Origin of the sequence: Pseudomonas lundensis (assembly GCF_002269125.1) — a bacterium.
Lineage (GTDB): Bacteria > Pseudomonadota > Gammaproteobacteria > Pseudomonadales > Pseudomonadaceae > Aquipseudomonas > Aquipseudomonas lundensis_A.
Genome location: NZ_NQKI01000016.1, coordinates 87,695 through 100,488, shown reverse-complemented (window position 1 = coordinate 100,488; position 12,794 = coordinate 87,695). Strand labels below are relative to the sequence as shown.

The following is a 12,794-nucleotide window of genomic DNA, read 5'->3' as shown; positions in this document are numbered from 1 at the left end:
TTCTGGCTCATAGGCGGCTCGGATCAGGTGGTCAGGCGTATTTCAGCACATTTGAAAACTTGTTCGGAGATTCCCTAAGTGAGTCTTCTTATAACTCAGCGCTGAGAGCGGGTATTTATTTATTAACTCGCTGACATGGCTGTTAATTAACAGAATAAGCACCTTGTTTTTATCGGCTGAGTTTTTTGATGAGATCATGTTTCTGTAAATGGTTGAAAGAACCTCCTCAAGATCATGCTTGCTTGTAAGGACTTCATCTGAATGAGTCAGGTTAGCGACCTGCAACCCGTCTGTTATGGTCCTTTTAAAGGTTTTGTATTTGGCCGATTCTGGCTCTTTATGCCGTTTGGTGGCTTCGCTCAGGCCCTTTTTTGTGCCTTGCTTGTGTGTGGATGACTGGGCGTGCGTATGGCTCTGAGGCAGCAGTACAAGGTTTTGCGGGGTGCAAAAGCTCAATGTTATGTCCGACCGGTCGGTTATTTTTTTGGGTGGTGATTTTAAATGTGGGAGTGGTTTGTTTTCACGCTCTTTTCTTGGGTTTGTCGACTCAATATTTGTGTCCAGAAAGTGTTTCTCGTTCGAGAAATCGGAGGGTGAGTAAAGCGTTCTGTTATTGAAATTCAATGTAATAAAGAAAAGGATAACCAGTGCGATCGGGAATGCGACCAAAAACCAGACATAGATTTCCTGATTCTCCTTGTTTATGTACGGCAGGGAAACGGATGCCGAGGCTTGCGTCAGTATTGAAAAAATCGCAATTACAGTCAGCGGATTTTTTGTAGTGGGTTTACTCGTAAGCATAAGGGAACCTGCTTGTCTGAAAAGGCCTCAATTGATGAAAGAAGACAAATGTAATCGTAAAAATTATTTTTTGTCTGAGTTTATTGTCGGGCCTTGAGTGGTTTTAATAATGTGTCTATTTATAAAGTTAGCTGTGAGATTTTGAATGCGCAAGATTTACTTGGGTCGCGCCGGCGGGGCGCATGCGCTGCGCTATTTTGTTCGTTAGTTGTAGTCTATGTCTCGAGTCAAAGAGGGAGTTATTACAGGGTAGTCAATTTCAAACAGTGGGATGATGAATGCCTATAGAGGTGTCTAGCTGGGTTGTTGTGATATGTTTCGTAAAAAATAGAGTTAATTGATTCCTGCATATTTTTCCTAATGATCTGTAGTACCTTTCCTTAAGTGATAATTTGAAATACTTTCATGAGAAATAAGAGTAGATTTTGCTGCGTGAAATTAAATGTGTCAGGCGGCGCATAAGAGCATGCTAGTGTGGTTCGCCTACATATTTTAAGAGTTTTTCTGTAATGCTATTTATGTGGCATCAATGGCTCCAGACGTATTTTCATGTCTGTACGTGTTGTCATGACGAATATTGTTGATATAAGGTTTGTCACAAGTAACTGATTGTGGCTCCGATCCCTGGAGCACGAAGGTGCTTGTGTCAATTCGAAAACGGGAGGGATCTCAGGACGTAAATGACATGTATGGTGTTACGTCGAAGTGTCGCTTGCGTAAGTGCGATGGAATTGCAATAAAACACTCGTTTGATTAATCGTGTATCCGTACAGGCTGTGGGATACGGTTTTATTTTGTGAGGGTGTCCACGCTTTGTTGGGCGGGAAGCTTTTCTTTAGAGCAGTTTTTTTTAGGGAAAATCGTTATTTTATGTAGGTGATGTCTTTGGCTGTTAGTGCTCGGGGGGGGGGCGCTATGCCCAGGGTGTTACGACTAGGCTATTGTGCTGACTCTAAAAATTCGAACAGCGAAAATTGGAATTACCCATGAATAAAGTGCTGATCGTGGATGATCATCCCGTGATCCGTCTTGCTGTACGTATGCTCATGGAACGACATGGCTATGAAGTCGTTGCTGAGACGGATAACGGTGTGGACGCATTACAACTTGCGCGTGAACATGCGCCGGATATTGTGATACTCGACATAGGAATACCTAAACTGGACGGGCTTGAGGTGATTGCTCGTCTATCAACTCCGGCGCTACCTGTGAAAGTGCTGGTTTTAACTTCACAAGCGCCGGGACATTTTTCCATGCGTTGCATGCAAGCCGGGGCGGCGGGATATGTGTGCAAGCAGCAGGATCTGACAGAGTTGCTCAGTGCAATAAAGGCTGTATTGTCGGGATACAGTTACTTTCCTAATCAAGCATTGCACTCTGTGCGCACCAGTCTTGGAAATGCCAGTGAAGCCGATATGGTCAATCGTTTGTCGGGCAGGGAGATGATGGTGCTGCAACAATTGGCACGCGGAAAAAGTAACAAGGACATCGCGGACGGGATGTTCTTGAGTAACAAAACCGTCAGTACCTATAAGACACGCTTGTTATTGAAACTTAACGCTCGCTCACTGGTTGACCTGATCGAGCTTGCTCAGCGCAACGGTTTAGTGTGAACGGCGGCACCAGTAAGTTTCACGTCTAGACGGCTATCTCGCTTGTATGGCGGGATAGCCGTTTGCTCAGGCCCCATGATTAAAATAGCCTCCTTGGGCAACAGGAGGCTTTTCAGCTCATCAAAGATCAAAGTCATAATCTGATAGCTGCTTCTGGAGTCTTCTCTCTTCCAGAAGGTTATCAATGGTTCTGCGTTTGGCGAGATTGGTCTTCGCAACCTCTGGGGGAGGGACTACCTCCTCTTGCTCGTCTGAGACAAGCTCATCGTCTACATCCAATTCTTCTTTGCCAGTGCTCATTCTGCTCACTCCAGACCAAGACAGCTATTGGCGCTCCTTATAGCGACAAATGTCGCAAGGGTAAAAAAGTTTTTCTCAATCGATCAGCCCATAAATTCACTATCGCTCAATCATCAGAGGTTTTCTGCTTGAACTCGCACAGGTCTTCGATTCGACAGCTCCCACATCTAGGCTTGCGAGCCTGACAAACATAGCGTCCATGCAGAATCAACCAATGGTGCGCATCCAGCAGGTAGGGCTTGGGTACGAACTTCATTAATTGCTTTTCGACCTCCACCACATTCTTGCCCGGTGCGATGCCGGTGCGGTTGCTCACTCGAAAGATATGGGTATCGACTGCCATGGCCAATTGCCTGAATGCGGTGTTTAGCACCACATTCGCAGTTTTACGGCCGACACCTGGAAGTGCTTCGAGCGCCTCCCGTGTCTGAGGCACCTGGCTGTCATGTCGCTCGATGAGTAATCGGCAGGCTTCAATCACGTTCTTGGCCTTGCTGTTATACAAACCGATGGTCTTGATGTACTCCGACAACCCTTCCACACCCAGAGCGTAGATGGCTTCTGGCGTATTCGCGACCGGAAACAATTTGGCCATCGCCTTGTTGACGCTCACATCGGTTGCCTGCGCGGACAAAATGACCGCGATTAGCAATTCGAAAGGTGATGAGTAAGCCAACTCCGTTTTAGGCTCAGGATTGTCTTCGTGAAATCGACGAAATATTTCAAGGCGCTTTGCGGCGTTCATGAGTAAGGGCGTTTCCTGATGTGCTGTCTGTCCAAGCGCTGTTGGGACAGTTGGGTCTCGGTCTGAGAAATATCAAGAGCTGGCGTCGGTCAACGAAGCAATCAGCTTTTCGGCCCGATCCACAGCTTCTTTTAGTGGTGCAAGTTCTTGGGTTGGCAGATCCAGATTGATCGATTTTTTCAATTCTGCCCGACGCAACGCCAGTTGAATTTTTGCGCGCTTGAGATCGGAACCCTGCGGGTGTGTTTTGGGCGCTGGTGGCTGAGGGCTTTTTTCGAGTGTCGCCAATGCCTGTTCGGCCAATTCAAACTGTTGCCCGAGCTGGTTGAGTTGAGCTTGTTGTTGAGCTGTTGGTGGGTGACCAAAGGCTTTTAGCGATTTGTGCAATTGGGCCCGGGCCATGGCCAGCGTAATTTTGGCCTGTTTAAGCGCGGCTTCATGACCGCTTGGCCGCAGGGCATGTGTTTGCGGCTCAGCTTCAGCCCGTGAGTGTGCCGCGACGGTGGGTTGCGAGCGTGCCGCACGTGCGGCTTGTCTGGTCGTTTCTTCGCGTGCGAGCCGGGTTTCACGCTGTTCGTAACGCCAACGTGCATGCTGCCGTTTGTTTGCCCGCGCTTCGAACTCCCCGGCTTGCTGCGCAAGTCCGCCTACAACTGGAATAACATTCGCAGGGAGCGGGCGCATTTCGATGCAGTCCACCGGGCAGGGGGCAACACACAGGTCGCAGCCCGTGCATTCATCCACGATCACGCTGTGCATCAACTTGGCAGCGCCGAGAATGGCATCAACCGGGCACGCCTGAATGCATTTGGTGCAGCCGATGCACTCAGCCTCGCGGATGTACGCAACTTGAGCTGGAGCAGAGCCGCGTTCGGGGTCGAGCTCAATGACAGGTACGCGGAGCAACTGTGCCAGGGCGCGAACGGTTTCTTCTCCGCCAGGCGGGCATTTGTTAATGGCTTCGCCCTGGGCAATCCCTTTCGCATAAGGTTTGCAGCCCGGGTGGCCGCATTTTCCGCACTGAGTTTGCGGCAATAAGGCATCGATCTGTTGTATCAGGCTCATTGTGGGGTGTTTCCAACGACAGCAAGCCATCTCCCGGCGTTCATGACGTGGGGATCATCGAAACGGGCTTGGCATTAACGCGTGAATGTCAGGTCAGTCATAGTCGCAGTCTAGCGAGGCTGGCTGATTATCCGACAAGGCAGGAAGGGAGGCTACTGAAGAACGTTCGCCAACGGCCGGTAGGCCATTGGCGAATGTGATACGCGGGGTCTTACTTGATGCGTTGACCCGGCTTGGCACCGCTGTCGGGGCTCAGCAGGTAAATTTCTTCACCGCCGGGACCCGCTGCCATGACCATACCTTCCGAAATACCGAAACGCATTTTGCGCGGTTTCAGGTTGGCGATCATCATTGTCAGGCGACCTTCGAGTTCTGCCGGGTTCGGGTAGGCGCTTTTGATCCCGGAAAAGACGTTGCGCTGCTCATCACCGATGTCCAGCGTCAGGCGCAAGAGCTTGTCGGCACCTTCAACGGCTTCTGCCTTGAGAATCAGCGCCACGCGCAGGTCAACGGCCGCGAAGGCATCAAAGTCGATTTCGGCTGCCAGCGGTTCTTTTACCAGTTCGCCGTTACCTTTGGGGGCGGCGGAGCCTGTGTCAGTCTGGCTCGCAACCAGGTCTTCTTTTGACGCGTCAGTCATCGCTTGTACTTTTACCGGATCAATACGGGTCATCAGCGGCTTGAATGCATTCAACTGATGGTTGTTCAGCAGGGTCGTGTGATCGTCCCACGTCAACGGCGAGACATTCAGGAATGCTTCGGCATCGGCGGCGAGCACGGGCAGCACGGGCTTTAGGAAAATGATCAGTTGACGGAACAGGTTGATACCCAGTGCACACACTGCCTGGACTTCATCCTGTTTGCCTTCCTGCTTGGCCATGGCCCATGGCGCTTTTTCAGCAATCCAGGCGTTGGCGCGGTCGGCCAGTGCCATGATTTCGCGCATGGCGCGAGCGAAGTCGCGCGCTTCGTAGGCTTCAGCAATGCTCGGGGCAGCTGCAAGAAATGCATCCGTCAGCTCAGGTGCAGCGTTGCCTTCGATCATCACACCGGCATTGCCTTTGTGGATAAAGCCTGCGCAACGGCTGGCAATGTTAACCACTTTGCCGACCAGATCCGAGTTGACCTTTTGCACGAAATCTTCGAGGTTGAGGTCCAGGTCGTCGACCCCGCGACCCAGTTTCGATGCGTAGTAGTAACGCAGGTATTCAGGCGACAGGTGGTCCAGATAGGTGCGGGCCTTGATAAAGGTGCCGCGGGATTTGGACATCTTCTGGCCGTTGACCGTCAAATAGCCGTGGACATTGATGGCCGTAGGCTTGCGATAGCCTGCACCTTCGAGCATGGCTGGCCAGAACAGGGCGTGAAAGTTCACGATGTCTTTGCCGATGAAGTGATACAGCTCAGCGGTCGAATCTTTGGCCCAGTAGGTGTCGAAGTCCAGATCAGGACGGCGGGCGCAGAGATTCTTGAAGCTGGCCATGTAGCCGATAGGCGCATCCAGCCACACATAGAAATATTTGCCGGGCTCATCCGGGATCTCGAAACCGAAATACGGCGCATCGCGGGAGATGTCCCACTGTTGCAGGCCCGCATCCAGCCATTCGGCAATTTTGTTTGCCACGGCGTCTTGCAGGGCACCGCTTCGGGTCCAGCTTTTGAGCATGGCGTCGAAGTCTGGCAGTTTGAAGAAGAAGTGTTGCGACTCTTTGAGCACCGGAGTGGCGCCGGAAATCGCTGATTTTGGGTTCTTCAGATCTGTGGGGGCGTAGGTGGCACCACATTTTTCGCAGTTGTCGCCGTATTGATCTTCAGTGCCGCATTTCGGGCAGGTGCCCTTGATGAAGCGGTCGGCCAGGAACATTTTCTTTTCCGGGTCGAAGTACTGAGTAATCGAGCGGGTTGCGATGTGGCCGGCTTCACGCAGCTTGATGTAGATCGCACTCGACAGCTCACGGTTTTCTTCAGCGTGGGTCGAATGGAAATTATCGAAGTCAACGAGGAAATCGGCAAAGTCGGCGCTGTGCTCAGCCTGAACGTTGGCGATCAGTTGCTCGGGTGTGATGCCTTCTTTTTCGGCGCGCAACATGATTGCCGAGCCGTGGGCGTCGTCTGCGCAAACGTACGTGCATTGGTTGCCGCGTTGCTTCTGGAAGCGCACCCACATATCGGTCTGGATGTACTCAAGCATATGGCCAAGGTGGATTGAACCATTGGCATAGGGCAGGGCGCTGGTGACGAGGATCTTGCGTGGCTCGGACATGGGGCTCGGCTACTTGATGAGACGGTGGTCGGCCACTATAAAGCGCCAGACAATATATTTCACCCCGTGGACACGTATCTGTGGGTTTATGGTGTTTCAAGGGCTTTTAAAAGCCTGCTTTGGTCGCCTCAGAAGGTTAGGATAGCGGCCTGTTTTAATCAGACCTTTCGGGAGTTGCCCATGAGCGCCGTCAATCGCGCAGCGGTGGAGGCTGTCCTTCGCCAGTACACCGACCCTTACTTGAATCAGGACCCTGTGTCTGCCGGCTGCGTCCGTCATGTCGATATTGAAGGTGATCGCGTCAGCGTGCAGCTTGAGCTGGGTTACGCTGCGGGCCTGTTCAAAAATGGCTGGGCGCAGATGCTGCAAATGGCCATTCAAAACATGGACGGCGTGACAGCTGCCAAGGTTGAGGTCAATTGCGTGATTGCGGCGCACAAGGCTCAGGGACAAATCCCTGAGCTGGCCAATGTCAAAAATATTGTGGCAGTGGCGTCGGGCAAGGGTGGCGTGGGCAAATCCACCACGGCCGCAAACCTTGCGTTGGCACTGGCGCGCGAAGGTGCGCGGGTCGGTATTCTGGATGCCGACATTTATGGGCCGAGCCAGGGTGTAATGTTCGGCATTCCGGAAGGCACTCGGCCAAAGATCCGTGATCAGAAGTGGTTTGTGCCGATCGAAGCACACGGTGTTGAAGTGATGTCCATGGCGTTTTTGACCGACGACAACACGCCGATGGTGTGGCGCGGTCCAATGGTGTCCGGCGCGCTGTTGCAGCTGGTGACGCAAACAGCCTGGAATGATCTGGACTACTTAGTGATTGATATGCCGCCGGGTACGGGGGATATCCAGCTTACTCTGGCGCAGAAAGTTCCGGTCACCGGGTCTGTCGTGGTGACCACGCCGCAAGATCTGGCACTGCTGGACGCGCGCAAAGGTGTCGAAATGTTCCGCAAGGTCAATATCCCGGTATTGGGTGTCGTTGAGAACATGGCGGTCCACATCTGCTCCAATTGCGGTCACGCTGAGCATCTGTTTGGGGAGGGCGGGGGTGAGAAGCTTGCGACTCAATACGGTGTTGAGGTCTTGGCCTCATTGCCATTGTCGATGTCCATCCGTGAGCAGGCAGACAGCGGCAAGCCGACGGCGATTGCCGAGCCGGACAGTCCAATCGCATTGATTTATCAGGAATTGGCCCGGCATGTGGGGGCGCGCATCGTCTTGCACGAAGCGGCATCTCAAGCCATGCCCAGCATTACCAACAGCGACGATTGATATTCGGCAGTGGGGGCGGGCTAGCTCGCTCCTGCTGGCGTGCGTGGCGCTTAATGTTTTTGGACGGGCATAAAAAAACCCCGCTTTTGAGGGCGGGGTTTTTTACTGGATCAGTACAAGTTAGATAACTTGAACTTCCTCAGCTTGCATGCCTTTCTGACCGCGAGTAGCGATGAAAGAAACCTGTTGGCCTTCTTTCAGGCTTTTGAAGCCGTCGGACTGGATTGCTTTGAAGTGAACAAACAGGTCGTCACCGGATTGTGGAGTGATGAAGCCGAAGCCTTTTTCATCGTTGAACCACTTAACGGTACCAGTTTGGCGATTAGACATGGTGTAACTCCTTGGACAAAGATAACTGCGACTCAGGAAAAGCCCTGGCCGAGACTGAGTGCAAAGAGCAGGAAAAATTCTTGGAGATGGTTGGATCGAAATTCAACATCGTGTAGAGATTCTCAGTGACACAAGCAACACAGTGACGCCACCTTAACCCTTTTTCAGGAACGTGCAAAGGGTCTTTGCGAAGGTTTCTCTAAAAACGTGACTGGCGGTTGGCCTCACAGCCTGTATTCCCGGTAGGTACAGCTATTTTCAATAAATCTGTCTCAGGCTTTTGAACCTGACACCGCGCACCGGTAAGATGCCCAACAGAATTTTTCCACCTCGCTATTCAGGACACCCCGCCATGAGCATCAAATCAGACAAGTGGATCCGCCGCATGGCGCAAGAGCACGGCATGATCGAACCCTTCGTTGAGCGCCAGGTGCGCGGCGAAGGCGCCGACCGTCTGATCTCCTATGGTGTGTCGAGCTACGGCTATGACGTGCGTTGCGCGAACGAATTCAAGGTGTTCACCAACATCAATTCCGCCACCGTCGATCCAAAAAATTTCGATGAAGGCAGCTTTGTCGATGTCACCAGTGACGTGTGCATCATTCCCCCCAACTCGTTCGCCCTGGCGCGCACCGTCGAGTACTTCCGTATTCCGCGCAACGTGCTGACTATCTGTCTGGGCAAGAGCACGTACGCCCGCTGCGGCATTATCGTCAACGTGACCCCGCTTGAGCCGGAGTGGGAAGGCCACGTGACGCTGGAGTTCTCCAACACCACGACCTTGCCAGCGAAAATCTACGCCAACGAAGGTGTCGCACAGATGTTGTTCTTTGAGTCCGATGAAGAATGTGAAGTCTCCTACAAGGACCGTGGTGGCAAATACCAGGGCCAGCGCGGCGTGACCTTGCCACGTACCTGACGAGCTGAGGGAATTCCTGAGCGAAAATGCACTCTACTGAGTGTATTTCCGGTGATGCACCCAGCGCGCCGGATCCACGCTCAGGAGTGCCCCTATGAAGATTGATCCGAGTATCCGCGCCCAATTGGCCAGCCTTGAACCTAATCAGGTCGGTATGTTGGCCTGGTCGCTGCTCGCACACCCTCAGATGCAAGCAGGCGGTATCCCCGGCCAGCCTGATCCCGATACCCCGCAGCCCACTGAACCGGGCGTTCCGACGATTCCCGACGAGCCTCCACCTGCCCCCGTGGCGTGAATATTCAGTCAGTCATGCGTCAGTGGCCACACGCCCTCATCTGCTACCAGATACAGGCGCGTGCCGGGCGCAGGGCTGATGTTCATCCCCCCAGTGAATGCGCCGAACGCCGGTAATACGCTGACCTTGGTGCCAAGACAGAAGCAGGGCGCCCGTACGCTCTGTCTGCCCTTACCGCGCAGTCGGTATGTAGGATGCACATGACCGGCCAGCACATGGTGTGTTTCATGGGGATCTGGCTCATGCTGAAGTGCAAAGGGCCCCAGCAGTAGCGGCTCGGCAATCACCTCAATCTTCAACGCGTCTGGTGGATCTCCTGCGCGCCGGTCGTGGTTGCCCCTTATCAAAGTCATCGTCACCTCGGAATGCGCTTCGCGCCAGGTGCGAATGGCGGCCAATGTGTTGAGCGCGTGGGATTCAGGTGCATGCAGAAAGTCCCCTAGAAAAATCACTTCTGTGCAGGGATAACGCTTCATTAAACGATTCAGTACATCGATATTGGTTTGAGTCGTTCCTGTCGGCACCGGCTGGCCCAGTTTTCGATAGGCTGCCGCCTTGCCGAAATGCGCGTCAGCAATCAACAGGGTTTGCCGCCGCGGCCAAAACATTGCCTTTTCTGCCAACAGCCATACTTCTTCACCTGCCAGTTCAACCGCTAGCTTCATGCTATTTCGTTCCTTTCAAGGCAGCGGCTTCCAGGTCCTTGACCATGCGGGCGATGCGGTCCGCCAGTTTCTCGGAGCTTAGACTTTCGCGAAAGCGCTCCACCAGGAGTGGAAAGGCGAACGGGGTTGCCCGCTTAATAGCATGCAGGTCGAGCGTTAAGGTGCGCATGTCGCTCAAGGTCAGTTCCAGGCGCTGAATGTCCAGCTCCTGGCGCAACACCTCCTCCTGGGCTTGGGTCAGTAACAGGTTGTTGGCGTCGTATTGCTTGAAGACTTCAAAAAACAAACCGCTGGAGGCTTGAACCTGCCGCGTGCTTTTTTGCGCGCCGGGATAGCCGCCAAAAACCAGTCCTGAAATGCGCGCAATCTCCCGAAAGCGCCTGAGGGCCAGCTCACCGGCGTTGAGGCTGGCAAGAATGTCTTCCAGCAAGTGACCCTCATCAAACAGGCCTGCGTTCAGAAGGGACGCCCAGTCCACTGCAGTTGCACTGAGCAGTTCAAAACCATAGTCATTCACCGCGATTGAGAATGTCAGCGGTTGCTGTTGACTGACCCGCCAGGCCAACAGGCTGGCCAGCCCCAGGTGCACCTGCCTGCCAGCAAAGGGATACAAGAACAGGTGCCAGCCTTCACGGGATTTAAGGGTCTCGGCCAGCAGGGTGTGGGTGCCGGGCAGGGCCGACCACGCCTCTTGCACCGCCAGCAAGGGTTTGATTGCCTGCATTTCCGGCCCTGTGAACTGACCGTGGCGAGCGGCATCCAGCTGCGCGACCAAGGCATGCGCCAGCTCGCTGGACAGTGGCATTCGTCCTCCATTCCAGCGCGGTACGGCGGCTTTTTTACCCGAGGTGCGTTTGACGTACGCCACCATGTTTTCGACGCGCACCAGTTCAAGCAAGCGCCCGCCGAACAAAAAGCCGTCCCCCGGTTTAAGCCTTGCAATAAAGCCTTCTTCGACACTGCCCAGCGATTGCCCGCCGCCGCCTTTGCGCCAGTACTTAAGCTGGATACTGGCGTCACTGACGATGGTGCCGATGCTCATACGGTGGCGTCGGGCCAGGCGTGCGCTGGGGACTCTCCACACGCCATCGGCATCGGGTTCAACGCGCTGATAGTCCGGATACGCCGTCAGCGAGTCGCCGCCATGATGGACAAACGCCAGCGCCCAGCGCCATTGTTCCTCGCTCAAGTCGCGATAAGCCCAGGTGCTGCGCACTTCGTCGAGTAATTCATCAGGCAGAAAACCGCCGGCCAACGCCATGCTGACCAGATGTTGCACCAACACATCCAGCGGGCAGTGGGGGGATTCCCGGGGCTCGATCAAACGGGCCGCCACTGCGGCTTTGGCGGCTGCTGCTTCTACCAGTTCCAGGCTGTGGGTCGGCACCAGCGTAACGCGCGAAGGCCGCCCCGGCGCATGCCCTGAGCGCCCGGCGCGTTGCATCAAACGGGCAATGCCTTTGACCGAGCCGATTTGCAGCACCCGCTCAACCGGTAAGAAATCCACGCCCAGATCCAGACTCGACGTACATACAACCGCCTTCAGTGTGCCTTCCTTGAGGCTGCGCTCGACCCAATCGCGCACGCCTCTGGCCAATGAACCGTGGTGCAGGGCAATTAATCCGGCCCAATCGGGACGGGCCTCTAGCAACGCCTGATACCAAATCTCGGATTGCGCGCGGGTATTGGTAAAAATCAGGCAACTGGCGCTGCTGTCCACCTCGTTCACAACTGCCGGCAACATGCGCAAGCCGATGTGCCCCGCCCAGGGAAAGCGTTCTATCGAGGGCGGCAACAGGGTGTCGACCTGCAAATCCTTAATGACGTTGCCCTGTACGCTGGCGCCCCCGCCTTGCGGCAACAGCACGTCCTGAGCGTGGGCCTGATTACCAAGGGTTGCAGAAATGCCCCACACAATCAGTTGTGGATTCCACTTGCGCAATCGAGCTAACGCCAATTGCAGTTGTACTCCGCGTTTGTTGCCAATCAACTCATGCCACTCATCGACCACCAACATGCGCAGGTTGGCCATCTGTGCCTCTGCGTCAGCACGGGTCAGCAGCAAGGTCAGGCTTTCGGGTGTGGTGGCCAGCGCACTGGGCAGGCGACGGCCCTGTCGGGCGCGTTCACTGCTGCTGGTGTCGCCCGTGCGCAGGCCAACGGTCCATGGGATGTTCAAATCTGCCAGCGGTGCATCCAGCGCACGCGCGGTGTCCGCTGCCAGCGCGCGCATGGGGGTGATCCACAGCACCGTCAGCGGTGCTGAGGCCGGTTTGCGCGATTTGGGCGCAGTGAGCGGTTTGGCTGGCGCAGCACGGGCAAAACGGTTGAGTGCTGCAAACCATACCGCATAGGTTTTGCCAGCACCGGTGCTGGCATGCAGCAGCCCGGACTCACCGCGCTTGACCGCCGCCCAGACTTTTTTCTGAAAGTCGAACGGTACCCACTGTCGAGCAGTGAACCACTGTTTCGCGAAGTTAGTAGAGTCAGCCATACGCGCGGGCGATGCTCTGAGGGGGCTTG

At 54.4% G+C, this 12,794-nt stretch carries 12 protein-coding genes; 4 read left to right on the top strand and 8 right to left on the bottom strand.

All coding sequences use genetic code 11. The features are described from left to right. Positions 1–42 precede the first annotated feature (42 nt). On the bottom strand, positions 43–801 hold the full coding sequence (locus CJF39_RS12195; protein ID WP_094993644.1) for a hypothetical protein: 759 nt from the start codon (positions 799–801) through the stop codon (positions 43–45). A 986-nt stretch (positions 802–1,787) separates the two neighbouring features. Between CJF39_RS12195 and CJF39_RS12190 the strand changes: the two genes are divergently transcribed. Then, positions 1,788–2,414 (top strand): response regulator transcription factor, encoded by a 627-nt coding sequence (locus CJF39_RS12190; RefSeq protein WP_047274014.1) that lies wholly within the window; start codon positions 1,788–1,790, stop codon positions 2,412–2,414. A 120-nt stretch (positions 2,415–2,534) separates the two neighbouring features. Here CJF39_RS12190 and CJF39_RS12185 read toward each other — a convergent pair whose 3' ends face one another. From CJF39_RS12185 to metG, 4 genes are all read right to left on the bottom strand, one after another. After that, positions 2,535–2,714, bottom strand: coding sequence for a PA3496 family putative envelope integrity protein (locus tag CJF39_RS12185; RefSeq protein ID WP_094993643.1), 180 nt, complete (start codon positions 2,712–2,714; stop codon positions 2,535–2,537). A gap of 106 nt (positions 2,715–2,820) precedes the next feature. Beyond that, a complete protein-coding gene (gene nth, locus CJF39_RS12180) occupies positions 2,821–3,459 on the bottom strand; it encodes an endonuclease III (RefSeq protein ID WP_094993642.1) in 639 nt (212 codons plus the stop codon). 72 nt (positions 3,460–3,531) lie between these two features. Beyond that, positions 3,532–4,524: an electron transport complex subunit RsxB gene (rsxB, locus tag CJF39_RS12175; protein ID WP_249275357.1), complete on the bottom strand. Its 993-nt coding sequence runs from the start codon at positions 4,522–4,524 to the stop codon at positions 3,532–3,534. Positions 4,525–4,735: 211 nt separating this feature from the next. Beyond that, complete coding sequence (gene metG / locus CJF39_RS12170; protein ID WP_094993640.1) at positions 4,736–6,787, bottom strand: methionine--tRNA ligase; 2,052 nt, start codon at positions 6,785–6,787, stop codon at positions 4,736–4,738. Between the two features lie 180 nt (positions 6,788–6,967). On the opposite strand from metG, the gene apbC reads away from it, so the two are divergent. Further along, positions 6,968–8,062: an iron-sulfur cluster carrier protein ApbC gene (gene apbC, locus CJF39_RS12165; protein WP_094993639.1), complete on the top strand. Its 1,095-nt coding sequence runs from the start codon at positions 6,968–6,970 to the stop codon at positions 8,060–8,062. Between the two features lie 120 nt (positions 8,063–8,182). Here apbC and CJF39_RS12160 read toward each other — a convergent pair whose 3' ends face one another. Then, positions 8,183–8,392, bottom strand: coding sequence for a cold-shock protein (locus tag CJF39_RS12160; RefSeq protein WP_002554837.1), 210 nt, complete (start codon positions 8,390–8,392; stop codon positions 8,183–8,185). Positions 8,393–8,744: 352 nt separating this feature from the next. Between CJF39_RS12160 and dcd the strand changes: the two genes are divergently transcribed. Both dcd and CJF39_RS12150 read left to right on the top strand, forming a co-directional pair. Then, positions 8,745–9,311: a dCTP deaminase gene (gene dcd / locus CJF39_RS12155; RefSeq protein WP_019411020.1), complete on the top strand. Its 567-nt coding sequence runs from the start codon at positions 8,745–8,747 to the stop codon at positions 9,309–9,311. Between the two features lie 94 nt (positions 9,312–9,405). Continuing rightward, a complete protein-coding gene (locus CJF39_RS12150; protein WP_094993638.1) occupies positions 9,406–9,606 on the top strand; it encodes a hypothetical protein in 201 nt (66 codons plus the stop codon). A gap of 8 nt (positions 9,607–9,614) precedes the next feature. Here the strand turns inward: CJF39_RS12150 and pdeM are convergent, their stop codons facing one another. Together pdeM and CJF39_RS12140 are read right to left on the bottom strand one after the other, a co-directional pair. Then, positions 9,615–10,271: a ligase-associated DNA damage response endonuclease PdeM gene (gene pdeM, locus CJF39_RS12145; RefSeq protein ID WP_094993637.1), complete on the bottom strand. Its 657-nt coding sequence runs from the start codon at positions 10,269–10,271 to the stop codon at positions 9,615–9,617. Position 10,272: 1 nt separating this feature from the next. Continuing rightward, entirely contained in the window at positions 10,273–12,765 is a 2,493-nt protein-coding gene (locus tag CJF39_RS12140) for a ligase-associated DNA damage response DEXH box helicase (RefSeq protein ID WP_094993636.1), read from the bottom strand. Between the last annotated feature and the right edge of the window lie 29 nt (positions 12,766–12,794).